Below are 25,302 nucleotides of genomic sequence, written 5' to 3'. Positions count from 1 at the left end.
TTAATTTTTAAATGTTATTGTAAATGTAGTTCCTTTGTTGACTTCGCTTTCGATGCTTATTGTTCCTCCCATGGTTTCTACCTGTGATTTTACGAGATATAAGCCTAAACCTTTGCTGTCGGGATAATTGTGAAATCTCTGGTATAGTCCGAATACTTTGTCTTTATTTCTTTCCAGATCAATTCCGATTCCATTGTCTTTAAAGGTTAATATGGCTTTGTGGTCGATTTGTTCGGCGATAATAGATATTTTTAACTTTCTGTTTTCTGATTTGTATTTGATGGAATTGGTTAACAGGTTGAGTAAAATACTTTCAATATAAGCTTTATTTGTGTTTAATAAAGGGACTCTGTCGAATTTGAGTTTGATAATTGGTTTGTGTAGTTCGATCTGAAAAGACAGTTGACTGAAAACGTTTTCAAAGACTTCTTTTAAAGAGACTTCTTCTTTTTGCATAGAAGGGTTGTCTTTGATGATGATTACTTTTACTAAATCGTTTATCGTTTCGTTTAATAAATGTGTCGATTTGTTGAAACCGGCTAGGATTTCTTCGAGTTCAGGATTTTCTATCGGAATATCCTCGATCAGGTTTAAAAGTCCGATTAGATTAGAGAGCGGTGCTCTTAGGTTATGGGATGTTATATAAGAGAATTGTTTTAAATCTTTGTTGTTTTGTGTTAGTTCACGAATAAGATGTTCTTTCTCTGTTTCTAGTTTTTTCTCATCTGTAATGTCTCTTTGAATGGAGATCCAGTGGGAAATAACCCCTTCGTTATTGAAAATCGGAATCATGGAAAACCGAACCCAATATTCTTCTTTTTGTTTGGTGTAGCCTATCGTTTCGATCAGACATTCCTCTTCGTTTTTAATCGCTTTTAATAGTTTTTTCAACTCATCGGAATCTGAATTTGGTCCTTTGTTGAAAATGTTTGTTGATTTTCCTATTATTTCATTGGGCTGGTAACCCGACATTTGTGAGAAGGCAGGGTTGATGTAAACTATTTTAGGAATTCTGCCGCTTGCTGAATTGGCTTCTGTGATTAAGATCGAATCTTTAGATTGTGTAATTACCGTTTCTAAAAGTTTCAGTCGTTGTTCTTCTTCTTTCTGTTTTGTAATGTCCTGAATAGCTCCAATCATTCTGATGGCTCTGCCGTTTTCATCTTTCAATAAAAACCCTCGGTCTAAAACATATTTATAAGTTCCATCTGCGCATCTGAAACGATATTGATCCTGCCATTTTTCGGTTTTCTGTTCAATAAAAGAATAAAGTTTAATAGACATTCTGATACTGTCTTCCGGATGGATTTTATCAAACCACCATTTTGATGTTTTGCCTACCTCTTTATGATTGTATCCAAAAACGCTTTCTATTCCTTTGTTCCATCCGATGCTGTCTTTTTGAATTTTCCAGTCCCAAATGGTATCGCTCGTTGCTTTTGCTACAATGTCGTATTTTTCGTTCGATTCTTTAATGTCTTCGTTTGTTTTCTTTAATTTTTCAAAAACGGCAACATTTTTACTTTCGTTTTTTGCCAGTATGTATTTGAAAATAAGACCAGTTATAAGTATGAATAAAATGTCTTTAATGAAAAATAAATAAAAGTTTTCTTTGGAGGAAATGAAGCTGGCGAGTAGTTTATGACAGATTATAGCCATAAATAACGAAATGATAATATAAATTAGAGTAATTTGGAGAGTTTTACTTTTCATCACTCAAATATAGTTAAATTAACCATAATTAAACAATAATTAAAGTTCATTTTGAGGGGTAAATTTACATTGATTTAAACAACTAATTGCTTGTCTGTACGCAAACTATCGCAGAAACGTTTTTTATATCAAAATAAAGTGTACCTTTGCACCCATTAAAAATCACAGATGGAATCTATTAGAAACATTGCAATTATTGCCCACGTCGATCACGGTAAAACCACTTTGGTTGATAAAATTATGTATCACTGTCAATTATTTCGTGACAACGAAAACACAGGTGATTTAATTCTTGATAATAACGATTTAGAGCGCGAGAGAGGTATTACTATTACTTCTAAGAACGTATCAGTTCAATATAAAGGAACAAAGATCAATATTATTGACACTCCTGGCCACGCGGATTTTGGAGGTGAAGTAGAACGTGTTTTGAACATGGCCGATGGTGTATGTTTGTTAGTGGATGCTTTTGAAGGTCCAATGCCACAAACGCGTTTCGTATTACAAAAAGCGATTGACTTAGGTCTTAAGCCTTGTGTAGTTATCAACAAAGTTGATAAAGAAAACTGTACTCCTGAAGAAGTTCACGAAAAAGTTTTTGACTTAATGTTTGAATTAGGTGCTGAAGAATGGCAGTTGGATTTCCCAACCGTTTATGGTTCTGCTAAAAATAACTGGATGTCTGACCATTGGGAAAACGTAACTGATAATGTTGAAGCATTATTGGATATGGTTGTTGAAAATGTACCAGCTCCTAAAGTATCAGAAGGTAATCCTCAAATGTTGATTACATCTTTAGATTTCTCAGCTTTTACAGGACGTATCGCTATCGGTCGTTTAGAAAGAGGTGTCTTGAAAGAAGGAATGCCAATTTCTTTGGTAAAAAGAGATGGTACTGTATCAAAATCAAGAATTAAAGAATTACATACTTTTGAAGGTCTTGGACGTAAAAAAGTAACTGAAGTAATTGCTGGAGATATTTGTGCTATTGTTGGTGTTGAAGGTTTCGAAATTGGAGATACTATTTCTGATTTTGAAAATCCTGAAGGTTTAGCTTCTATTGCTATTGATGAGCCAACAATGAGTATGTTGTTTACTATTAATGACTCTCCTTTCTTTGGTAAAGAAGGTAAATTTGTAACTTCTCGTCATATTAGAGAAAGATTGACAAAAGAATTAGAGAAAAACTTAGCGATGAAGTTAGGTGAAACTGATTCTGCTGATAAATTCATGGTTTTTGGTCGTGGAGTACTTCACTTATCTGTTCTTATTGAAACAATGAGAAGAGAAGGATATGAGTTACAAATCGGACAACCACAAGTTATCATCAAAGAAATTGATGGTAAAAAATGTGAGCCTATCGAGGAATTGACAATCGATTTACCGGAATCACTTTCAGGTAGAGCGGTAGAGTTTGTTACCATGCGTAAAGGTGAAATGTTGAGTATGGAAACTAAAGGGGAACGTATGATTGTTAAATTTAATATTCCATCTCGTGGAATTATTGGATTGCGTAACCAATTACTTACTGCAACAGCTGGTGAGGCTATTATGGCACACCGTTTCATTGGATATGAGCCTTACAAAGGTGAAATCTCAGGACGTAACAAAGGTTCGTTAATTTCTATGGAAAAAGGAAAAGCGATTCCTTATTCTATCGATAAATTACAAGATCGTGGTAAATTCTTCGTTGAGCCAAATGCTGAAATCTATGAAGGTCAGGTAATTGGAGAAAACTCTCGTGGTGATGATATGTGTGTAAACGTAACGAAAGAGAAAAAACAATCTAACGTTCGTTCTTCTGGAAATGATGAAAAAGCGAGAATTATTCCTCCAATCATTTTCTCTTTAGAAGAAGCATTAGAGTACATTCAAAAAGATGAATATGTAGAGGTTACTCCAAAATCTATTCGTTTGAGAAAAATCTACTTGACAGAAACTGATAGAAAAAGATTTAAATTCTAAGGTTTTTAAATTTCAATATAAAAATCCCAAATTCCAACTCAGGAGTTTGGGATTTTATTTTACAACAAATATTGGAATTTGGAATTTAGAAAATTGGATGTTAAAATTCAGTTTGTCCTTTCGACGAAGGAGAAATCACACAAGAAATTCCGTAAAGAAAAGCACCAATCTTTGTCGAATATTGGATGTGATTTCTCCTTACGTCGAAATGACAGAACCATAGGAAGAGGTTTAAAATCCAATATAAAAAATCCCAAATTCCAATTCTGGAGTTTGGGATTCTTTTTTTTTTATATAAGTATTGGAATTTTAAATTTTTAATATTAGATGTAAAAATTGAGTTTGTTTAAAAGAATTATTTCAAAAAAAGCACTTAGTTTGTCCTTTCGACGAAGGAGAAATCACACAAGAAATTCTGTAAAGAAAAGCGCCAATTTTTGTCGAATATTGGATGTGATTTCTCTTTACGTCGAAATGACAGAATCATAGGCAGAGGTTTAAAATCCAATATAAAAAATTCCAAATTCCAATTCTGGAGTTTGGGATTCTTTTTTTTATATAAGTATTGGAATTTTAAATTTTTAATATTAGATGTAAAAATTGAGTTTGTTTAAAAGAATGATTGCAAAAAACACATTCAGTTTGTCCTTTCGACGAAGGAGAAATCACACAAGAAATTCCGTAAAGAAAAGCGCCAATCTTTGTCGAATATTGGATGTGATTTCTCCTTACGTCGAAATGACAGAACCATAGGTAGGGGTTTAAAATCCAATATTAAAAATCCCAAATTCCAATGCCGGAGTTTAGGATTCGTTCTTAATAAGTATTGGAATTTGGAATTTAAAAAGATTGGAATTTATTAAAAGTTATCTTTTAAGACTATGATGACCTCTAGAGTTTGGAATTCTTTTTTTACAATAAATATTGGAATTTGGAATTTAAGAAAATTGGAATTTAAGAAAAGTTATCTTTTAAGACTATGATGACCTCTAGAGTTTGGAATTCTTTTTTTTACAATAAATATTGGAATTTGGAATTTTAAAAATTTGGAATTTATTAAAAATTATCTTTTAAGACTAAAGTGCCCTTTAACATTTTTGCCATTAATAAAGTTTAAATCAAACCAATAATCAGCTGCGGGTAATTGCTGGCCGTTGAATACTCCATTCCAGCCTGAGCTGTTTTGATTCATTTGTTTTAATAATTTTCCGTAGCGGTCAAAAATAGAAATGGTGTAGTTGGGAAGTTGATCTAAGTTTTCGATCAGCCATAAATCATTATGACTGTCTCCATTTGGAGTGAAAAATCTTGGGTAGTCTAAAACATAGACCAAAAACAAATTGGAACTACCACAACCGTTTTTGTCTCTCGCAATGGCATTATAGATTCCCGGGCTTACTCTTGTGAATAAAGGGTCGTCTTGAAAAGAAATTCCGTCTAACGAAAATTCATAATTTCCGGCTCCGGTATATTTTAGTAGAACAGAATTATCATTTGCTGAGAAATCTTTAATAATAGCATCGGTAATAACAGCCGGTTCAGATAAGGTTACTTTGTATTTTTTAGTTTTTTCACAGCCGTTTATATCAGTCACTTTTACCGAATAATCTCCGGGATTAGTAACGGTAATACGATTGTTTGTGTCTCCTGTAGACCAAACGTAGCTGCTAAAGCCCGGATCTGCTACCAGATCAATCTGATTTCCTTTGCATAAATAAGCGGTCTCATCTTCAAAATTTGGCGGATCAAAAACATTTACAACCAAAGTAATTGGGGTAATGTCATAACAATCGGCTCCGTTGACCACTCTTGCATAAATGGTTTGGGAGTACGCTGTAGTGTTTTTAAAGAGATTTGGTAACGCATTTACTTCCGTTATAGCATCAATTGCAGTGAGATAATAATAAGGAGTTAATCCGCTTGGTAAACCTGTGGTAAGTTGTGGGTTCACTTGTGCTTTAAGATCAAATTGATAGAATCCATCAGGATTGCCATCGTCGTCGCAGGTTTTTATTGGATTTTGATCAGCGATTGTTGTGGTTGCAATTTGTAAAGTGACTTCGACAATTTTATAACATTTGTATTGGTTTTCAATTCTGGCATAGATAATTTGATTGGGGCTTTTATTGATATAGTTTCCCGGATTTGCAATGGCGTTTGTTTTAGCTTGTGCATTAGCCAGAGATTCGTAATATCCATTGTTTGTAATGGTCGAAACATTGTTTTTTATAATATTATCTACTTTGGTCAAATTGAAGATTGAAAAACCGTCGGTATCATCATCACATTGTAAAAGGAGAGTATCTGTTGAAAGTATTTCGGGAGCATAGTCAATTTTGATTTCTCCATAGGCTGTACAGCCTGTTGTTTTAAGTGAAGCTTCAATTTTATAGGTTCCGGCATCAGTCACTTCAAAAGTTGCATTTGTACCTAAAATAGTGGCAGGGTCTTCTTTTTTATACCATTTAAAATTATAGTCTGCGATGTCCAGTTTGGAGTCTAGTACTACCTTTTCTCCAAAACAAGCAGGATTATTGGCAGCAATCGTACGGTCTTCACCTAAGTCAATTTTCGAAAGAAAACTTCCGGCTTCCAGAAAAATGGCTGACTCGAGATTTTTATTTTGATCATCGGCTATGACTAATTTTACATGGTATGTTTTTCCTGAGACTACAGTAGACTGAGCGGTCATAACTACTGTTTGTCCTGCGTAATTTACCGGACTGGTATTGGTATTTAGACCATTAAAAAAGTTTAGATTTGAAGCAGGGCAACCTGTATAGGCAATCCCTCCTGGTCGTACTCCGGGACCAATTGCCGGACGAATGTTTACAGAAGAAACGGGTGTAGTAGTTTTGGGTAATACCGCCAGATTTGTGTAGGGATCGCTTGTTCCGGCTTCTCTAATTAAAAAAGCAAACCCATCCGAATATTGACACGGATAATCGTATTGGTATTCGTTTGAAGCAAAAATATAATTAAAACTCAATGAATTTGCGGTAGCAACAAAATCAAATTCCAGCACTGTTGCATTTACAGACTGAATTCCTAGTACCTGATCCAGATTAGTGTCTCCTATCCAGCTATCACTATCACTGCTTACAACATTACTTACATAGGGGCCTATGGCGCTTTGAGCGGTTGATGTTGCTATTACGATTCCTTCTGCAAAAGGAAAATTGCTTCCATTTCTGTTAAAATAGGCAAAACTTTTTTTTCCAGGTCTAAACGTATCCCCCAAACCTGTCGCGTTGGTAGCAGCAGCACAAGAGCTGGTAACTAAAACGTCTTCAATGAGAAACGTAGGATCTTTTTGATCGTCAATAGTGATGTTTTGCGCATTTACTTTCGCAAATGCGCAACTGATAAATAAGACTAATAAAATGTTTTTTAAATAGTTCATAGTATAACAAATATACTATAAATCTCTATTTTTTAATAATTTGTATGAAGAATAGACGAAGATAAATGTCCAGATTAAAACAATCAATATAGGAAGATAATGTACACCATAATCTTTAGTACTTTCAACTCCCATTTGAGTTCCGATAGTTTTTATTACCGACAGTCGTGAAAAGGGTTCAATGATTAAATTTGACATTGCTTCTAATGGAAAAAATTGCATTATGTAATGACCGATGTTACTATCCGGGAAAATTTTAAAAGCCAAAATTCCTTTAACGACTCCTTCGATTATACTCCAAACCAAAAGAAAACCCAAAGCAAATGCAGATCGTTTTACCAAAATTCCTAAAAACAAACAGAACGAAAAGAAACCGGTTAGTTTTACAAAAAAGGCTAAGAGATAATCCAAATCTGTAAAAATAATTCCGAATTCGGTATAAGAGGAAAAACACAATCCTAAGATTAAGCTCATCACAAAGACAAAAATTGTAGAGCACAATGCAAAAACAACAACGGTTAGAAATTTAGACAATATAAATTCTTTTTTGCTTAAACCGTCAATCAGATTTTGTTTTAAAGTCCCGTAACTATATTCATTAGCCATCATAGAAACAATAACAATGGCGAGGAAAAACTTGAGCCATGCCGCAATATAAGTGTTAAAATGCCAGATAAAAGGGAAATTGAAAATTCCCATTTCAGCCAGATGGAATTTAAAAACACCAATATCAAATTTGATCGAAGCAATTAAGGCAATGAAGGAAAGTAAAATGAAATAGGTTAACGTTAAGACACGACTGGCTTTGTTTTTCCAGATTTTTTGCAATTCTATAGAGATAAGTCTGTTCATGGTTTAGTTGTTTTTTGGAGTGGTATTTTTGGTTAATTCTAAAAACTGGGCTTCTAAGCTGTTTTTGCGTTTTACTAAATGACTTAGTGCAATGTCTTTAGAGAATAAATACAAATTCAGTTCAGAGGCAGACAAATCAGATTTTAGATATACCAAAACCTTTCCTTCTTCTTCGACCACATGGTCTACGGTTGGATGTTCTTGCAGCACGTTTTTCAAGGCTTCATTATCATTGGCCTGAACTTCAAAAAAGCCTTCGTTAGCAGACATTCCGTCAACAGAACCGGAGTATAGAATTTCTCCTTTTCGCAGTACAATTACATGCGAACATACTTTTTCGACTTCGTCCAGTAGATGGGAGGCCAGTAAAATAGTAGTTCCCTGTGAAGCAATTTTTCGGATAATATCACGAATCTGGTGAATTCCCTGTGGGTCTAAGCCATTTGTTGGTTCGTCTAAAATTAAAATCTCGGGATCATTTAACAGCGCCGAGGCAATAGCCAGACGTTGTTTCATCCCTAAAGAAAAAGTGCTGAATTTGCTGTTTTTTCTTTCCGTTAGACCTACTAAATCCAGTTTTTCGTTAATTTTAGAATAATCAATGCTTTTTATTTTGCAAACCAATTTCAGGTTTTCTTCTGCCGTCATGTAGGGGTAAAAGTTCGGTCTTTCTATAATGGCACCTACCTTTTTTAAGGCATCGTGGGTCTGGATTTGTCCGTTAAACCAACTGTAGCTCCCTGATGTTCGGTTTACAACATTCAGGACAATACCCAAAGTGGTTGATTTTCCACTTCCATTGGGACCTAGTATGCCATAAACACGGCCTTTTTGTATTTCAAAAGATACATTTTTTAAGGCTTGAATGCGGCCGTATCTTTTGTGAAGATTTTCGATAGTAAGAATGGTTTCCAAATTTATTTCGGTTTTAGTTTTTAGTATGACGATTCAAGTTGTTTATTGTTACGTCAAATTTTATTTATGTGTTTAAAATTATAATTTACTGTAAATTTGTATTAAAGATATTCAAAATGAGCGAGCCTTTAATGGTCTTAAAAAAACCATCTTATCCTTTATTACCCTCTCTTTTAAGTTACTTGGAACGATACGAACGAATCTCGAAAGTATCTGTGTTCTATGATGATTTATTGCGGTTTTCCGGTTCAGTAAATGTCTATGATAAAAATGAAACAGACACTTTATGGATTCGGGTGTATTACAATGAATTTGAACGAAATGAAATCGATTTAAATTTAAAGAAAATTTATTCCCTTTTACATTCTGATGGGAATAGCGAGATCATACAGTTTTTGAATATTGATGCGATTGACTACTGTACCTTCGGAAATTCGAAACCATTTCGGATAAAAGTCCGAAATATTCTCAATGACAATTACGTTCATTTTTATATTAAAAAAGCAGATGCTTCGAGGATTTACGGACTGGAATTGGAAGATATTCTTTCGCCGGACAAAATCAACTTTTTGGTTTATAAAGATACTTTAATCGAGGAGCATATTATCGGGATTCCCGGTGATGTTTTTATGGATACGTTGTTGCACAATTGTACGGAGATGGAAAAATCTCAGATTGCAAAAGAGTTTGTGAAGTTTAATGAGCGCTGCATGATTCGGCTTTTGGGAGACATGAGGGCGTATAATTATGTGATTGTACCGATTCATGATTTTGATCAGGTGGTTTATAAAATTCGCCCAATAGATTTTGATCAGCAGTGTTACGAGGGAAATTTTAAGGTCTATCGTCCTCAGTTTTTTAAGGAAAACTATCCGATGATTAAATTGATTAAAGAAAAGTTAGAAGAACGTTCGATCCTTCAGTATAAAGATGAGGAAAGGGCTATTTTGGCCAAACGTATTCATTCTGCCGAGAACCGAATGAAAAAGTTGTTGAATATTATGTGTCACGACACGATTTCGACAGAAGAACATCTGAATCAACTAAAAATGGAATTGTATCGTTATACTAATGATATGAAATTTAAAAATGCCAGATCGATGGGGCATATTATGTTTGCTGCTTTTGAGTTTATTACGCGTAATTTTAAAAATACGAATTTAGTTTAAAATTAGTTTGCTACAGATTGTACAGATTTAAAGGATTTTTTTAATCATTGTAATCTTTTAATCTGTGGCAAAACTTTAAAATATTATTTTATGAGAAAATTTTTTCTACTTGCTGTTTCAATTGTTTTATTAGCTTGTCAGCAACAATCAGGCAATGATTTAAAAACGCTTTTTTCGCTTCCGAAAAAGCTTAAGGAAGTTTCCGGGATTACTTATTTTCCTAAATCTAATCTGATTTATACTTTGGAAGATAGTGGGAATGCCAATAAAATCTATGCATTAAATGCGGAGGGCAAAATAAATAAAACCGTTACCGTTACCAACGCCACAAATGTAGATTGGGAAGATATTACAAAAGATCAGGCCGGAAATATTTACATAGGAGATTTTGGAAATAACGATAATAAACGCAAAGACTTGTGTATCTATAAAGTGTCTAAAAACGAATTGAATAAAGAAAATGCCGTTTCAGAATATAAAATTTCCTTTTCGTATCCGGAACAAACCGAGTTTCCTCCAAAGAAAAAAGAACTGTTTTTTGATGTTGAAAGTTTCTTCGAATATCAGAACAACTTTTATCTTTTTACCAAAAACAGAAGCAAAGGCTTTGACGGTACCGTTTTTATCTATAAAATCCCAAATGCCGCAGGAACTCAAAAAGCCACTAAAATTGGTGAATTTAAAACCTGTGCCAATTACAATCATTGCGTTTTAACAAGCGCAACAATAAGCCCTGACGGAAAAAAAGTGGTGCTGTTAAGTCATGATAAACTTGTTTTATTCAAAGGATTCAAAGGAGATTTATTCCACAAAGGCTCGCAGACTGAAATAGAACTGAATGATTTTTCACAAAAAGAAGCCATCGTTTTCAAAGACAATACAACCTTACTCATCGCCGATGAAAAAACAAACAAAGTAGGAGGTAAGGTTTATGAGTTTAAGTTGAAGTAGTTTTGGGGGGATAATTAGATAATTAGAAAATGTGATAATTAGATAATTAGAGAATGAGATAATGTGAAATGGGGATGGTGACATGCCTGTTTTAAAAGCTAAAAGTGAGCTATGAATTGGTAATTGCCAAATCATAGCTCACTTTTTTAATTATAAAGAAACCTCTGTCACTTTGAACCTTTGAACCTTGTTAAAAGCTATAGGCCGCTCCAAAAATTAGATAATGTGAAATGTGAGTTGTGAAACAAAATGTTTTTATTGTTTATTTTTTACGTCATTATTCTAAAAAGGGTCGATATCATTGAGATGCACCCATTTCGTATTTCACATTTCACAAAGAAAAAACTTAGTTATTTAGCAGCTTAGAGCCTCAGCACCTCAGAAAGCTAAAAACTATAGGCCGCCCCAAAAATTACTCTACCCACCTCGTCAGGGGATTTAAAATAAGAGATTCTTGCTGTGACCGTATTTACTGCATTGATCCAAAGTCCACCGCCGTAATCCTGGTGCCATTTTCTGGAGTTTTCCCCGTCAAGCCAAATTCTTCCGTAATCAAAACCGGCCAGAATTCCGTAGGTTAATGGTACAATAGTGCGTTGAATTTTACCAATAGAAAGTCTTAAATCACTGCTTTGAGAGAAATATGAATTCCCTAAGAAACGCTCGTTTCTATAACCGCGTAAATCTTTATCACCTCCCAGAGTGGCTCCTTGATAAAACTCGTAATTGTCATTTAGAATCGCTTTTCCTTTAAGGTAAGTGGCTAAAATCAGTTTTCCGTTTTTGTCAATTTTATGCGTAAAACCTAAAATACTTTCTAACGATGGGAAGTTTTGTTTCGCATCGTCTAAATTGGCAGTCCAACTTGCTTCAATAGAAAAAGCCATTCCTAAAGTCGGTTTTGCTTTAAAGTCGGAATTTTTAAAACTGTATTTCACTTTTACACCTCCAAAAAGTTTACTGTCAAAAATATCAGGATTGATACTGTTAGGTACATTTATGAATCGGTCTCTGGTTTCTTCCACTTTCATTTGTTCCAAGAAGGGTTTGAAAGTAAACTCACTTCCGTAACGACCAACGTGTCTGATGGCTCCTGCGACTTTAAATTGCTGAATGCGGACTCTGTTGTAATCCATATCAAATTCCTGATCCTTATTTTCGGTTTCATTTCCGTAACCAAAATAGTTGATGGCAAAATTAGGTGTGGTGTATTTTGACTCCACATCAATAACCCATTTACCTAATAAACCGGGGAAATGTGCATCATAAGTAAATTCCAAACCTCCCGTTGCAAAATAATAAAAACCGTTTAGAACATGTTTTTGCGTGTACGGATTCTGTTTGAAATTGTTAACCGTATAATTTAAATTGAAACCCAATTTCACACCATCATCGGGATTATAACCAATGTTCGGAAGCCCCGAAACTACATTGTATTTGGGTTTTTCGTAATTGTATAAATTGACATCATAATCGTCAGTCAATTGTGTTTGTGTTTTAGAATCTAAATTATAAGTGTTTTGTTTTGATTTAAAATCATATACAATCACTCGTTTTCCGTTTTCAATGTTGTAAATGTCATTGTTCTGACCTCCAATTAAACGAATCTTTATATTTGATTTGTGTTTTCCAATTACTTGAAAAGTATCGTTGTCATCTAAACCATACACCCATAAATTTTTGGTTTTGTCGTCGGTGATGTTTTTGGTGTAAATTAAATCATCTCCTTCTTTTTTAACTCTGTACACCTGAATCTCGATGCTTTTTGCGGCATTGTGATTGATGATAAATTTGTCTTTTTTGTCTGTTCCGGCAATCATGACCGTATGGCTCAAAACTTTAAAATAGGTAGAAGCATATTGATCAAGTTCCTTTTTTCGGTTCTTTAGTTTTGCCTTAATCTCTTCAATGGTTTGATCCTGAACTTCTTTTGGCAGTTGTTTAAAAGCATGATCGATATCGCTGTCGGTTAAGTTTTCCTGAATAAATTTTGCCTGCGCCAGCCAGTCTTTTTCGTCCGAAGTTTTTAGAAAAGCCAAATCAAGCGGGTAGGGTTCTCTGTTGAACCATTTAACGTTGTCGATTTTATCCTTAAAAGTGCGCATATGACGAAGTGCCGGAATGTTCATTAACAACGAAAGCAAAGCTCCGTCGTATTTTGAAAAGGCCTGATCGCGATCGCGCGGAATCGGTTTGTAAATTACCTTGCCGTCTTTTTTATATTCGCCCCAACGCCATTGATCGCTATGTCTGTCCCAATCGCCAATAAGCATATCAAACAAACGGGCTTTTATATATTCGTTTTCATCAACACTGTATTTTTCATCCTTGTGAAGATTCAGCATCATATCGGTCGTGCTGATAATATCGCTTGGATTTCCGTAACTTTTAACGTCTAAATGGTTGTCAGCAGGTCGTTCTTCCACCATATACAATGCATCTCCGAAATTGGAGTTGTATTCTTTTAAAGTGCTTTGTTTTGGAATATAATATAAAACCGGATTAGTATGTGGTAAACTCAACTTATCTGCCATTTCACCAACCGCAAAGGGCGTGTAAGGATGAGAAGTGGTATAAAAATCCAATAAAAAATCTTCGGCATAGGTATCCTGAAAATCATTTACAATATACTGATCCTTAAAAGCTACAGCTTGTAAAAACTGTGTAGCACTTTTTTTCATGGCACGCATTACATATTCGCGACCTTTAGCATCAGACATTCTTAACGAAATAGATTGGTGACCGCCACCTTCGCGAATCGGTTTCAAACCACCCATAAGCGTATCCAATGTGGCCGTTTTAGCTTCAATTGGCAGGCTGTAATATTTTCTGTAATGTTTTCCGAATAGAAACGAATGAACGAAACTTTTTCGGGTCATTTCCTTAGTATAAATTGAAGTAGTAAAGGTGGGCGGAAAATTATTTGGAATCTCGGAAGCCCAGTTAAATTCTTTTGCTTTTATAATTTCATGTTCAAAAAGCTTTTTTTCTTTATTGTTTTCATTTCCAAAATACGTCACTTTAGCATCGCCGCTTTTAAACAAAGTCAGTGTAGCGTACCCATTTCCACCATACGAAAAATCATTGGCGTTAATCGCTCTGGCAGCTTCTGATTTGGAGCCGGCACCGCTGATAATCTGTTTGATGTTTTCTTTATTGACATACTGCAGATTATGATCGTGTCCGGAAACTACGATCACATTTTTTTGCTTTTGTAAAAGAGTTTTAATCCGTTTGATATAAATTGTATATTCTTTGTTTTGAATATCCTGTGGACTTACCCCGGAGGTCTGACGTAACAAATTGATAAAAGAACCTATAATCGGAAGCGGAATTTTTTGCTCTAAAGGAAATAATTGTTTTTCTAATGAAAATTGTCCACCATGCGATCCATCACTCATCAAAGGATGATGAAGGGCAATGATTACAGTCTTTTCTTGATTTTTGTTTAAAAGGCTTTCCAGTTCATCAAAAAACGCTTCTCGGGTTTTGATTTCGCAATTGTCATTGATAGTGGGGTGGTTGTCCCAATCTTCCAGAAACCATTCACTATCAATAGCTATCAGCGTGGTGATACTGTCGATTTTAACATCCTCGATTGCACAGCTTTTTCGGGGTAGGAATGCTTTTTTATCCTTAAGATAATCGGTTACAAAAGCAGCCTGACGCTCCAGCCCTTTAATGCCATTATACCAATCGTGATTTCCGGGAATTACAATGGTTTTTCCTTTAAATCCTTCTGTTAGTTTTAATTGGTTGGTAAGTTTTGTTTCCGCTAAAGTCTTCTCAGCAGCATTGTCGTTACTGGGAAAACCTTTTGGATAGATATTATCCCCTAAGAAAAGTAAAGTGGCTTTTTTGCTTGATTTTTTTAGTTTTTCATGCAATAATTCCAACGTTTGTTGTGCTTGTACCTGATCTGCATTGCCGGCATCGCCCACTAAATAAAAAGTATGCGCAATTTTTATGGTATCGGTTGCGTTTTCGTCTTTATTGGCACTCACATTTTTCCCGTATTGAGGTTTATGTGTTGCACAAGAGCCTAGTATAAGCAGCAAAGTTAAAGTAGTGGAATAATTTTTAATTATAGTAATGAAAGGATTATCCGAAAACATTTTCATAATTTCGTAGTATTAAAATATTCTTTATGAATCTAATAGAACAGTCCGAAGATTTCGTTAGTAAATTACTCAAAGATAAACTTTCTAATTTATATTCTTACCATAATATTAACCATACTTTTAATGTAATAAGCGCTGTTAATAAGCTTTGTGCAAAGGAAAATGTGGATGGAGCAGAGAAAGATTTACTTTTAGTAGCGGCTTGGTTTCATGATACCGGTTATGTAAACGGTGTCGTAAACCACGAAAGTGAAAGCGTAAAGATTGCCACAACGTTTCTAAAGGAAAAAGGGCAGTCTGATGAATTTATAAATGAAGTTTCTAAATTGATTTTGGCTACCGTAAAAGAGTATGTGCCACAAACTGAATTAGAAAAGATCATTAAAGATGCCGATTATGTTCATATTACGAGTTTAGAATATGAGTCGACTTGCGAATTATTGCGTTTTGAATTAAAAAACAGCATGAATCTTTCTTTTTCTGACCTGGATTGGGCGAGGGAAAATTTGAATTTTTTAATGAACAAACATCGATTTTATACCGATTATGCTATTAAAAAGTGGCAGCCATTAAAAGAGAAAAATATCGTCATGGTTCAAAAAAGAATCAATAAGCAGGAACTGAAAAAGGTAAAAGAGCTTGAAGACGAAGAAAAAAAGAAAGAAAAGATCGAAAAACCGGATCGCGGAATTGATACATTGTTTCGCGTTACCCTTGGAAATCATACCCGTTTAAGCGGTATTGCAGATAGTAAGGCCAATATTTTATTGTCTGTAAATGCGATTATTATTTCGATCGCACTCTCTACGATTATTCCAAAATTAGACAGCCCAAAAAATGTACATTTGGTAATCCCGACTTTTGTCATGCTGATGTCAAGTGTGATTACGATCATTTTTGCGATTTTGTCAACACGACCAAAAGTAACTTCAGGATTTTTTACACGAGATGATGTAGAAGCAAAAAAAGTGAATTTGATGTTTTTTGGAAATTTCTACAAAATGCCTCTTGAAGACTATGATTGGGCTATGAATGAAATGATGAAAGACCGTGATTATTTGTATTCAACCATGATCAAGGACTTGTATTATTTGGGATTAGTTTTACAGCGTAAGTATAATTTACTCCGAATTGCGTACAACTTTTTTATGTTCGGAATTATTATAACGGTTATTGCGTTTGTAGTAGCGTTTAAAAATCTTTAAAATAAAGCTCAACTAAAAATTAGTTGAGCTCATCTAATAAATCTTGATAAGTGATTTTTTTTGCGTTTGTATTCGTAATGTTGTTAATCACTTTTACACGAATGGCTCTCAAGCCTGAAACCCCTTGCAAATCTTCAACTTCAAATTGTTCGATGGCAGGTTCAAGTATTTTTTTGTGCTGTAAGTACTTTATATACTTTAGATATTCTGTTTCTTCGCTGTTTTGAGAATATACAATTGTAATTTTTTCTTTCTCCGTAATACGATCCTTTGTTCCTTTGATGTTGGCTTTATCAATACGTTTTTTTACAACTTCATATCGGGCATTATAAGTCCCGTCAACATCAAAACGTTTTTCATCCATTCTGAAGCGGATAGAAATCGCTGCGCTGAATACCAGGATCAAAGAAGTTACATCCAATTCATAAGGTAGAGACTCTTTTAGCTGATGATGCTCCAATTCCATTTCACATAAAGTCTGCAATTGCCATAAACGCAGGTTGTGCAGGTACATGATGTCAAACGGTTTTGTTGGCGCAATTGAGGCTCCAATATACAAATTGTGCTCCACACCATCCGTTTTAAAACGTTCGTAATAGTGCGGATATATTTGTTGTGCTTCTACTTGTTTTCTGTCCAGAACCGAAGCCAGTTTTTTATTGATAATCGACATCGCATTATCGAATTTCTTTCTTTCCTGATAAAACATTCCGGTTTTTTGATCCAGAGTTGCAAAATACAATTCTTCCAGTTTTTCGCTTTTAGCTGTATTTTTTGTGTTTTTCAGAATCGGATGAATTTCTTCCTCAATATAACGCTGAATGTGTTGTTCTGTATCTGCTTTTAAAGGCTGGTCCAATTCGTCACGAAGCGATTCCAGTTCAAATTTACGCTGTTCCAAAAGCATCAGATTCGTGTTTGGCTTTTGGTTTTCGAAAATTTCTAAAATCGTAGTAAGCTGATTCTTCAAATCTCGTTTTACGGTTTCGTTTCGGTGTTCCGATGAACCTTTAATATCGATTTGTCCGTATAAAGGAAAAACATTTTTAAAGACAATTTCCTTAAAAATATAATCTTTGGTTGGATTGGTATTTTGAAAATAGTTTTGAGATTCTTTTTTAAACTTCCAATATACACTTGGATGAATCGTCGTATACTCCCGTTGAATTATCGCTTCAACCTGATGTTGCATATCGGTATTATAGCGGTCAATTGTATCGGTTAAATACGGTAAGACCAATTCGAGTTTAGTAGCGTTTATGCTGTTGAGTTCCCTTGGTTTTTTAGAAACGAGCTCTACAACTCCCAATAAATGCCCGTCTTTTACAACTGGTGCAAAAACGCAACTCTGAATGCCTTGTTTTAACAAATGCTCGCCCAGTTTTTTATTTTCCGATGCTTCAATAAATTTTGTAACATTAGAGATCACAAAAGGTTCTTTATTGTCTAATAGATTTTCAAAAGAACATCCAAAAAAAGCATTTTTACAATCTACTTCCTGATCAGACGAAAGTAAAAAGCTTTGCATTTGATGGTCGTATTTAACTGGCTTGATAAATTTTTCATCTTCGGGATTGTAAATTATAAAACCAACTTCAAGGTCTGGAATTTTGAAAATAGACCTAAAAATGGCAGCAATCACTTCGTTGGTAGCAACGGACTGTGTATCGGGTTTTAATAAATTGCTTTTTAAATTAGAGATGGCACTTTCTGTAGTAGCATCAAACAAAGAAACAATTCCAAAACCCTTCAAAGTCCAACTTCCGGGTGGGAAGTTAGATTTCCAAAGTGTTATGTCATTGTAATTGTCGATTAACAGATCAATATCGTCTTGTGTAAGCGGTAATGCGTTTTCTGTTGGCGTGATTTCCATAAAATCGGCATTATACAAAATGCGATAATGTTTTTCTACACCGTCTTCATCCGGGATATCATAGAAGAAAGGTTTGTTAAAATCGATCTTTTGTTTGTAATAACTGCTTAGAATTAAACAACAATTATTGATATAGAATTGATGACTGTCAAAATCACGAATTTCCATGTAAAATTCATCGCCCGCATTTCGTAAAATTTTCTTGAAACGCTCGGTATAGTTGAAGGAGATATTTTGAAACGGGATTGTAATCGCTTTTATCTCGTTATTGGTTAAAGCAGTTGGGAATAAATCAGCTGATATGTTTTTGATTAAAGCTTCATTTTTTCTAATGATGCTGAAATCTTCAATTCCGGTTCTGAACTCGGGTATCGTTTCTATTTCTTTCAAAATAGCTTTGGCGTAGTTAGAGCGATAATCAACATTAGATAAGGCAATTTCCTCAAAAGATTCAATTAGCCTGTGAAAGGAGATTATGGTTTTGAAAGGACTTTCGCTGTTTAAAAGACTATCCATTTTAATTTGTTTTTAGGCTGTAAATTTAAGTATAAATTAAAGATGTTTACTCCTTTTATTATTTCTTTCGTTTATGACCCCATAGATTTTTTTACTAAGGGAGCACCGCAATTGTTGGGGTTGTTTTTTTTAACAAAGTATTAACTAAATCAATAACGGAACGATCGTTCCGTTATTATATCTTTGCCCTGTAATAATCAATTAATCAATACTGTAAAAATAATAAAATGAGAAATTTAGAAAAAAAAGTAGCCATTGTAACGGGCGGAAATAGCGGAATTGGGTATGCAACAGCAGCAGAATTAGCTGAACGTGGAGCCAGTGTAATTGTTACGGGAAGAGACCAAGAGACATTAACAAAAGCCGAAGAAGAATTAAACGTAACAGGAATTGTTGCCGATCAATCGGATTTGAAATCAATTGATAATTTGGTGTCAGAAGTTTCAGCAAAATTTGGCAAAATTGATATTGTCTTTTTGAATGCCGGAATTGCTTCTTTTGCTCCATTAGAATCTGCATCTGAAGGACATTATGATTCGATTATGGATATCAACGTGAAAGGCGTTTATTTCACACTTCAAAAGTTATTACCTATTTTGAATGATGGCGGTTCGGTTATTTTTAATACTTCAATAAATGCCAGTGTCGGGATGCAAAATTCAGGGGTTTATGCCGCAAGTAAAGCAGCGCTTTTATCTTTAAACCGTGTCTTTGCGACCGAATTAGCACCAAGAAACATTAGAATAAATGCCATTTCACCGGGACCAATTGAAACACCGATTTTCGGAAAATTAGGTTTAGAAAAAGAAGAAATCGATGGATTTGGAGCAGCTTTAAGCGATAGAATTTTATTAAAACGTTTTGGTAAGCCTTCAGAAATTGCAAAAACAGTTGCTTTTCTTGCTTCAGACGATGCTTCGTTTATAACAGGGACAGAGATTGTCGTAGATGGTGGGCTTATCGTAAACACTGTAGTCTAATTTTTTGCTCTAATTACGGAACAATCGTTCCGTAATTTTTTGTATCTTTGTAACGGAATTTAATTACGAAGTCATGGCCAGAACAAAAGAATTTGATGAGGATCAGGCTCTGGATAAAGCGATAGAAATCTTTTGGTGCAAAGGGTATAACGGTACTTCAGCGCAGGATTTGGTATCTCATTTGGGCTTGAGTCGTTCGAGTTTGTACGATACTTTTGGGGATAAGCAAAAACTTTTTTCAAAAGCCTTAAAAAGATATCTCAAACACGGACAGGAGGGGACTAAGGACCTTCTAAACCAACCCGAGGACATAAAAGTCATACTGACAGCACTCTTTAAACAAGCCATTATTGAAAGTTTGGATGATCGAATGACAAAGGGCTGTTTTGTAGTGAATGCTGCCGTTGAACTGGCGATGCATGATGAAGAGATTGCTAAAATTGTTGCTGATAACAGACAAACAGTAGAAGAGATTTTCCTGACGGCTGTCAAAAAAGGGCAGGAAGCAGGACAGATTTCAACACGACTGGAAGCAAGAACACTGGCTCGTTTTATTTTTAATAATTATACCGGAATCAGAGTGTTGGCTCGTTCGGGCGAGAAGGACAAACAAGTTTACGATGATATTCTCAAAGCACTGTTTTCTTTGTTTTGATAGTTGGAAAATATACCTATTAAAAAACGGCAATTACAAAGAGTAGTTGCCGTTTTTTGTTTAAGTAAGTAATAGAAAATGAATGACTACTAGCTTTTTTCTTCTTTATTGAAGTAAACTAAATAGTAATACATTTGTTTTTCTTCATCCCAGCCTTTTTCAACAAATTTTTCTGCACTTTCAGGGTTGATAAAATCCATTTTAATCTGAATATGAGTATCCAGGTTAATTACGTTTTTAATCGATTTTCTAGCGTCAGAAACCGCTGAGTTGGCGATAGGGAATGAGGTTACATCTTCGATGCTGTATTTTTCTCCTTTATCAACTTTATAATTTTTGAATTCAGGAATTAAGTCAGGATTATCTAATACTTCATTTAAGAAATTTTGTTCTTCAAACTGATCATTTTTAGCAAAATAATTCACAGATCGGTTCATAAACATGACCTCTTCTTTTTTGTCTTCTGCCGGTAAAACCACATCTTTCGCGAAGTTTTGACAGAACTTTAAGTATTTTTTAGTGATGAAGTTTTCATCTTCAAAAGCATCAACAGATAAAAAATGCTCTAACCAATAACGCGCATCATAACGGTTGCTGTCTACAGTCAGAATTTTGTATCCTTCTTCTTTTTTATAATTAAAAATCAAACATCCTTTGTCCAGTTTACTCAAGTTGATTCCTTGTTGCAGGATCATCTCAAGGTTACTGTTTTTTTCTTCAAATTGTAAAAAGTCAGCCTGTAATTCGCTTTTAAAAATTCCAATCGCATCAACAACATTGTTATCAATGCTCAGATTGGTTAAATAGGTTACATAAACCTCTCCGTTTTTAATGTGTGGATGGTTCGACTGCTCAAATAAATGTGTCGTGATTCTTTTAGAAATCTCTTGTACATTACCCGGATTATCAAAAATCTCCGAAGCATACTTGTACATATCATTATAATCCAAATCTACTTCGTGCGCAAACTGATAATAGTTTTCTTCTTTTTCTCTAAAAGGCTTAAAAAAGTACTCTTTTATCAGAGGCACAATTTCGTCATTTAAGTTAAATGGTTGTTCCGATAAAAAAATCGCTTCATTTCTGCTTTTGTTTCCTACGCGGTGTATCGAAAGCGACTCGATGTGGGTGTTGAATAAGTTGATCATATTTAAAGGTTCTGAGGTTCTGAGTTGCTAAGGTTCTGAGGTTTTAGTTTCTTTCTTTTAATTTCTTAATAAATGAAACTAACATTCTCTCTACTTCGCGACTGTCCTCATATAAATTATTAAATTCGTTTTCGTTTAGATAAGCAATGTTTTTTGCTATTTCTAATTGGGTTTGCATTTCAAATAATGAACCTATCGAAATACTTAAAAAGCGTAAAAACTCTTTATTGCTTTCTCTTCCAAAACCTTCCGCAATATTACTGGGTATTGAAATTGAACTGCGTCTTATTTGTGAAGTTAATCCAAATATTTCTTCTTTTGGAAAATGGTTAGTGGAAATATAGATTTTGGTAATCAAGCTCATTGATTTCTGCCAGATTAAAAGCTTTCTGAAATTGCTCATTTGTAATAATTTAAATTTTATTAAAAATAAGAAAATTCTGTAAATAAAAAAAACTTAGAACCTTAGTAACTCAGAACCTCAGAACCTTACCTTAGTTCCAATTCTCCTCAAATCCGAAATCTTCAAAACTATCGTCTCCTTCAAACATATCCAGATCATCTTCGTCTAAATCGTCTTCAAATTCGCCGTAGATATCATCGTGCATGTCTGCTTCAAAGTTTTTTTCTATGGCTTCGTCCGGCATTTCTCCGTGAGAGAATAAGGTTTCCGGATAAGTTGCTCCTGCAGATTGCTCTTCGATAGCAGCCAATTCAACTAAGAAAGTCCACATGTTGATAAAATCGTACACATAGATAATTTTGGTATTTTCTTTGTCTAAGATATCAGATAATGGATAATCACTCATGATTTTATGTTCACCTGGAACGTCGCCAGTATCAAAAAGTGGAATTTCATCTTCCTGATTCCAAGTTTCATCGCAGGTATAAAACGAAGCTACTTCCATTCCGTCAAAACCAAATGCGTTGAAGATCGCATTGTGTAAATCCTCAAGCGTATCGTCTTCAAGAATTGCAATGTCTCTGAAAATGTCTTCTTCGGCGTCTAGAATTACTCTAAATTTATAAACCATAATCTTTGTATTTATTGAGAGGTCAAAGGTAAAATATAAAAAACGAAATACGAATTGTGAATTACGATTTGTTGAAAATATTTTAAAGACGAATTAATCTTACGGATCTAAGCCTTCGACTCCGCTCAGGGTGACATAAATGCGACTGAGACTGAAAACCGAGACTAAAAACCTCCAACTGTCAGGCTGAGCGAAGTCGAAGCCCTTCTCAACGACCAAGCCTTCGACTCCGCTCAGGTTGACATAAATGCGACTGAGACTGAAAACCGAGACTAAAAACTCCAACTGTCAGGCTGAGCGAAGTCGAAGCCCTTCTTGACGAACCAGCCTTCGACTCCGCTCAGGTTGACATAAATGCGACTGAGACTGAAAACCGAGACTAAAAACCCCAACTGTCAGGCTGAGCGAAGTCGAAGCCCCTTCTCAACGATCAAGCCTTCGACTCCGCTCAGGGTGACATCGTGTTACAGAAAGAACTTTACTTCCGAGTCAATCGCTGTCTAATTTTATGATAGTGTTTGTGATAAGTACTATGACTTGGATAACTTCTGCTCGAAGTCATATTATTAAAAATCAAAGCAGTAAGCAACAGAACTAAAACGCCAATTAAGACTGGTGAGAATACATATTCATACCCCAGGTTTTTGATCTGATCAGAGCCTGTAACGGCAATAAGTGCTGTTGCGCCTCCGGGAGGATGTAACGTTTTGGTAATTTGCATGAAGATAATCGAAAACGAAACGGCCAGCGGGGCAGAAAGCCAAGCAATGTCCGGCACTAATTTCTGAATCGTTACGCCAATAAAAGCAGAGATTATATGTCCGCCAACTAAATTTCGAGGCTGTGAAAACGGGCTCTGAATGATTCCGTACACTAAAACACTCGAAGCACCAAAAGAACCAATTAAATAAACAGCATCGCTACCGGAGAAGTTTTTAGACTGCAGGTAAGCCAGAATTCCGATTCCGACGAAAGAACCTAAAAAGGACCAAAAGTGCTCTTTATAATCAATTAAGGTTTCTTTATAAAGGATGTAACGTGTTTTGCGGTAGCTTCTTTTTATTTTCTGAACAGGCATGTTTTTATTTTATTAGACTTGGTGAATACGTATAAACGGTATACGGATAAATCATTTTTGCCGTGTATTTAGAAATCAGACAAACTGCTAAAATGGGTAAAAATAAGGTATAGTCATTTGTTAATCCACAAACTAAAAATATCGCGGTAAAAGGGGCATGGATACTGGCGCTCAGCACTGCTGCCATTCCGATAATCATAAAATTGACCGGAATTACCTGGGTATTAAAAAACGTATTTAAGATTGAAGCTACTAATAATCCTAAAAAAGCACCGATAAAAAGACTCGGAGCAAAAACACCACCATCACCACCTGAGGCTAGTGTTACAGAAGTTACGACTGGTTTTAGGATCAAAATTCCGATGAAAGTTAAAGCTAAAGTAATCGTTAGAGGAAGTTCGGAAGAAGTACCAAAAATCATTTTAATAGAATGATAACCTTCTCCATACAATTGCGGAAACACAAATAAAGAAATGCTTAAAACAATCGAGCCTAAGAGAATTTTGTAGTAATGCGTTTGGATCTTGCCGAATTGAGATTTGAAAAACAATACACAACGCGTTAAATAAACCGAATTTATTCCCGCTAAAATCCCTAAAAGAATAAAATACGGAATGGCTTTTAAGTGCCAAGTTGTAACGTTAACCGTAAATAAAGGTTCTTCTTTTAGAATCGTAATCAAACCAAAAGCGATTGAAACCGCAATTCCGTTTGTGAGGATAAAGGCACGGGTCACTTTTCGGGAAATAACCTCAACCGCAAATAAAATTCCCGCAATCGGACTGCTGAATAATGCCGTGATTCCTGCTGCAACTCCTGCGCAGATTAATTCGGTTTTGTATTTTCGAAAAACATTTTCTTTTTGTTCTGCTACCGAGCCAATTGTTGCTGTGGCTACTACAGTTGAAACTTCGATTCCGGTTGAACCTCCGAAAATAACGGTTAATAATCCGTTTATAAAGTGGGACGGTATTTTATACGTTGGTAAGTTTTTAGATTTTGATTGGGTGCTTTCAAAAACTTCCTTAATTCCTTTGTTCTCTTTCTTTTTGAAAAGATATTGTCTTAAAAAATAAATGACTGACAATCCGAAAACCGGAAAAATAACGTAGAAGATAGGATTTACCGAAACTTCATGAAAAAAGATTTCTTCGTAATACTCTGTAATTTTTTTTAGTGAAATTCCTAAAAAAGCAGAGAGAAAACCAATTAACAGGGAAACAACAACTAATTTTTGAAAGACAATAAATTGATGATTTTTTTTGATTTGCGCCGTTTTGTTCATCAGAAGTAAATTTGAAAATCGCACTATTTTTATGCGATTCACAAAATTAAAGAATCGAAGTAGTATTCTCCTAATAAATCAGCATATTATTGTGTTAAAAGTAACTGAGTGGAGATTTTATGTGGATTTGTTTGAATTTAGGGTTCTTTTTTGGCTAAAGCCTTTCATTGGGTAATTTCTATTTTACCTCCAGCTAAAGCTGGAGGCAATTGATAAAATGATATCAGTTTTGAAATCAATTTTATAATGTGTTTTGTTGGACGTAAAGATATAACAGAATATTTTTTTTAGAATTTTAGCAATGAATTGTTTTTTTACACTAGTTTCATTTTAAAGGTAAAAGCAATGTTTGAATAACCTCCTGCTTTAGTTGGAGGATTATTCAAGGAAGAAGATAAAGGCTTTAGCCAAATTTATAGCGCTTTTTGCTAAAGCCTTT

17 protein-coding genes are annotated in these 25,302 nt (G+C 34.7%); 6 read left to right on the top strand and 11 right to left on the bottom strand.

Features of this window, described 5'->3' with window-relative positions; translation table 11 throughout:
* A complete protein-coding gene (locus tag ACHRV3_RS19655; protein WP_047778596.1) occupies positions 1–1,713 on the bottom strand; it encodes a PAS domain-containing sensor histidine kinase in 1,713 nt (570 codons plus the stop codon).
* 168 nt (positions 1,714–1,881) lie between these two features.
* Here ACHRV3_RS19655 and typA point away from each other — a divergent pair, with 168 nt between their 5' ends.
* Positions 1,882–3,678, top strand: coding sequence for a translational GTPase TypA (gene typA, locus ACHRV3_RS19650; RefSeq protein ID WP_047778597.1), 1,797 nt, complete (start codon positions 1,882–1,884; stop codon positions 3,676–3,678).
* Between the two features lie 1,063 nt (positions 3,679–4,741).
* Here typA and ACHRV3_RS19645 read toward each other — a convergent pair.
* The 3 genes from ACHRV3_RS19645 to ACHRV3_RS19635 are packed head-to-tail and all read right to left on the bottom strand — an operon-like array spanning position 4,742 to position 8,848.
* Complete coding sequence (locus tag ACHRV3_RS19645) at positions 4,742–7,081, bottom strand: choice-of-anchor L domain-containing protein (protein WP_395435598.1); 2,340 nt, start codon at positions 7,079–7,081, stop codon at positions 4,742–4,744.
* 15 nt (positions 7,082–7,096) lie between these two features.
* The gene (locus ACHRV3_RS19640) at positions 7,097–7,933 is read right to left on the bottom strand and encodes an ABC transporter permease (RefSeq protein ID WP_047778600.1); all 837 of its coding nucleotides are present in this window, start codon (positions 7,931–7,933) and stop codon (positions 7,097–7,099) included.
* A 3-nt stretch (positions 7,934–7,936) separates the two neighbouring features.
* Positions 7,937–8,848 (bottom strand): ABC transporter ATP-binding protein, encoded by a 912-nt coding sequence (locus tag ACHRV3_RS19635; RefSeq protein WP_047778601.1) that lies wholly within the window; start codon positions 8,846–8,848, stop codon positions 7,937–7,939.
* A gap of 116 nt (positions 8,849–8,964) precedes the next feature.
* On the opposite strand from ACHRV3_RS19635, the gene ACHRV3_RS19630 reads away from it, so the two are divergent.
* A complete protein-coding gene (locus ACHRV3_RS19630; RefSeq protein ID WP_047778602.1) occupies positions 8,965–10,017 on the top strand; it encodes a hypothetical protein in 1,053 nt (350 codons plus the stop codon).
* Between the two features lie 90 nt (positions 10,018–10,107).
* Positions 10,108–10,968 carry a hypothetical protein gene (locus ACHRV3_RS19625; RefSeq protein WP_395435597.1) on the top strand — a complete coding sequence of 287 codons (861 nt, stop codon included), beginning with the start codon at positions 10,108–10,110 and terminating at the stop codon, positions 10,966–10,968.
* A gap of 386 nt (positions 10,969–11,354) precedes the next feature.
* Here the strand turns inward: ACHRV3_RS19625 and ACHRV3_RS19620 are convergent, their stop codons facing one another.
* Positions 11,355–15,089: a metallophosphoesterase gene (locus ACHRV3_RS19620; RefSeq protein WP_395435596.1), complete on the bottom strand. Its 3,735-nt coding sequence runs from the start codon at positions 15,087–15,089 to the stop codon at positions 11,355–11,357.
* A 26-nt stretch (positions 15,090–15,115) separates the two neighbouring features.
* On the opposite strand from ACHRV3_RS19620, the gene ACHRV3_RS19615 reads away from it, so the two are divergent.
* A complete protein-coding gene (locus ACHRV3_RS19615; protein WP_395427439.1) occupies positions 15,116–16,294 on the top strand; it encodes a Pycsar system effector family protein in 1,179 nt (392 codons plus the stop codon).
* Positions 16,295–16,313: 19 nt separating this feature from the next.
* On the opposite strand, the gene ACHRV3_RS19610 is transcribed toward ACHRV3_RS19615, so the two are convergent.
* Positions 16,314–18,683 (bottom strand): GAF domain-containing protein, encoded by a 2,370-nt coding sequence (locus ACHRV3_RS19610; protein ID WP_395435595.1) that lies wholly within the window; start codon positions 18,681–18,683, stop codon positions 16,314–16,316.
* A gap of 227 nt (positions 18,684–18,910) precedes the next feature.
* Between ACHRV3_RS19610 and ACHRV3_RS19605 the strand changes: the two genes are divergently transcribed.
* A complete protein-coding gene (locus ACHRV3_RS19605) occupies positions 18,911–19,663 on the top strand; it encodes an SDR family oxidoreductase (RefSeq protein ID WP_395435594.1) in 753 nt (250 codons plus the stop codon).
* Positions 19,664–19,736: 73 nt separating this feature from the next.
* Entirely contained in the window at positions 19,737–20,318 is a 582-nt protein-coding gene (locus tag ACHRV3_RS19600; protein ID WP_395435593.1) for a TetR/AcrR family transcriptional regulator, read from the top strand.
* An 89-nt stretch (positions 20,319–20,407) separates the two neighbouring features.
* Here the strand turns inward: ACHRV3_RS19600 and ACHRV3_RS19595 are convergent, their stop codons facing one another.
* From ACHRV3_RS19595 to ACHRV3_RS19575, 5 genes are all read right to left on the bottom strand, one after another.
* Positions 20,408–21,466, bottom strand: a complete 1,059-nt coding sequence (locus tag ACHRV3_RS19595; protein ID WP_047778609.1) for a nucleoid-associated protein — start codon at positions 21,464–21,466, stop codon at positions 20,408–20,410.
* Positions 21,467–21,509: 43 nt separating this feature from the next.
* Positions 21,510–21,869, bottom strand: coding sequence for a four helix bundle protein (locus ACHRV3_RS19590; RefSeq protein ID WP_047778610.1), 360 nt, complete (start codon positions 21,867–21,869; stop codon positions 21,510–21,512).
* 91 nt (positions 21,870–21,960) lie between these two features.
* Positions 21,961–22,500: a hypothetical protein gene (locus ACHRV3_RS19585; protein WP_047778611.1), complete on the bottom strand. Its 540-nt coding sequence runs from the start codon at positions 22,498–22,500 to the stop codon at positions 21,961–21,963.
* A gap of 478 nt (positions 22,501–22,978) precedes the next feature.
* Positions 22,979–23,578, bottom strand: a complete 600-nt coding sequence (locus ACHRV3_RS19580; protein WP_047778612.1) for an HPP family protein — start codon at positions 23,576–23,578, stop codon at positions 22,979–22,981.
* Positions 23,579–23,582: 4 nt separating this feature from the next.
* Complete coding sequence (locus ACHRV3_RS19575; protein WP_395435592.1) at positions 23,583–24,863, bottom strand: chloride channel protein; 1,281 nt, start codon at positions 24,861–24,863, stop codon at positions 23,583–23,585.
* Positions 24,864–25,302: the final 439 nt, after the last annotated feature.

The sequence above is a fragment of the Flavobacterium sp. FlaQc-49 genome (assembly GCF_044005985.1).
GTDB lineage: Bacteria > Bacteroidota > Bacteroidia > Flavobacteriales > Flavobacteriaceae > Flavobacterium > Flavobacterium cupriresistens.
The sequence above is the reverse complement of the archived record's forward strand: the minus strand, read 5'-3'. Positions and strand labels throughout refer to the sequence as shown.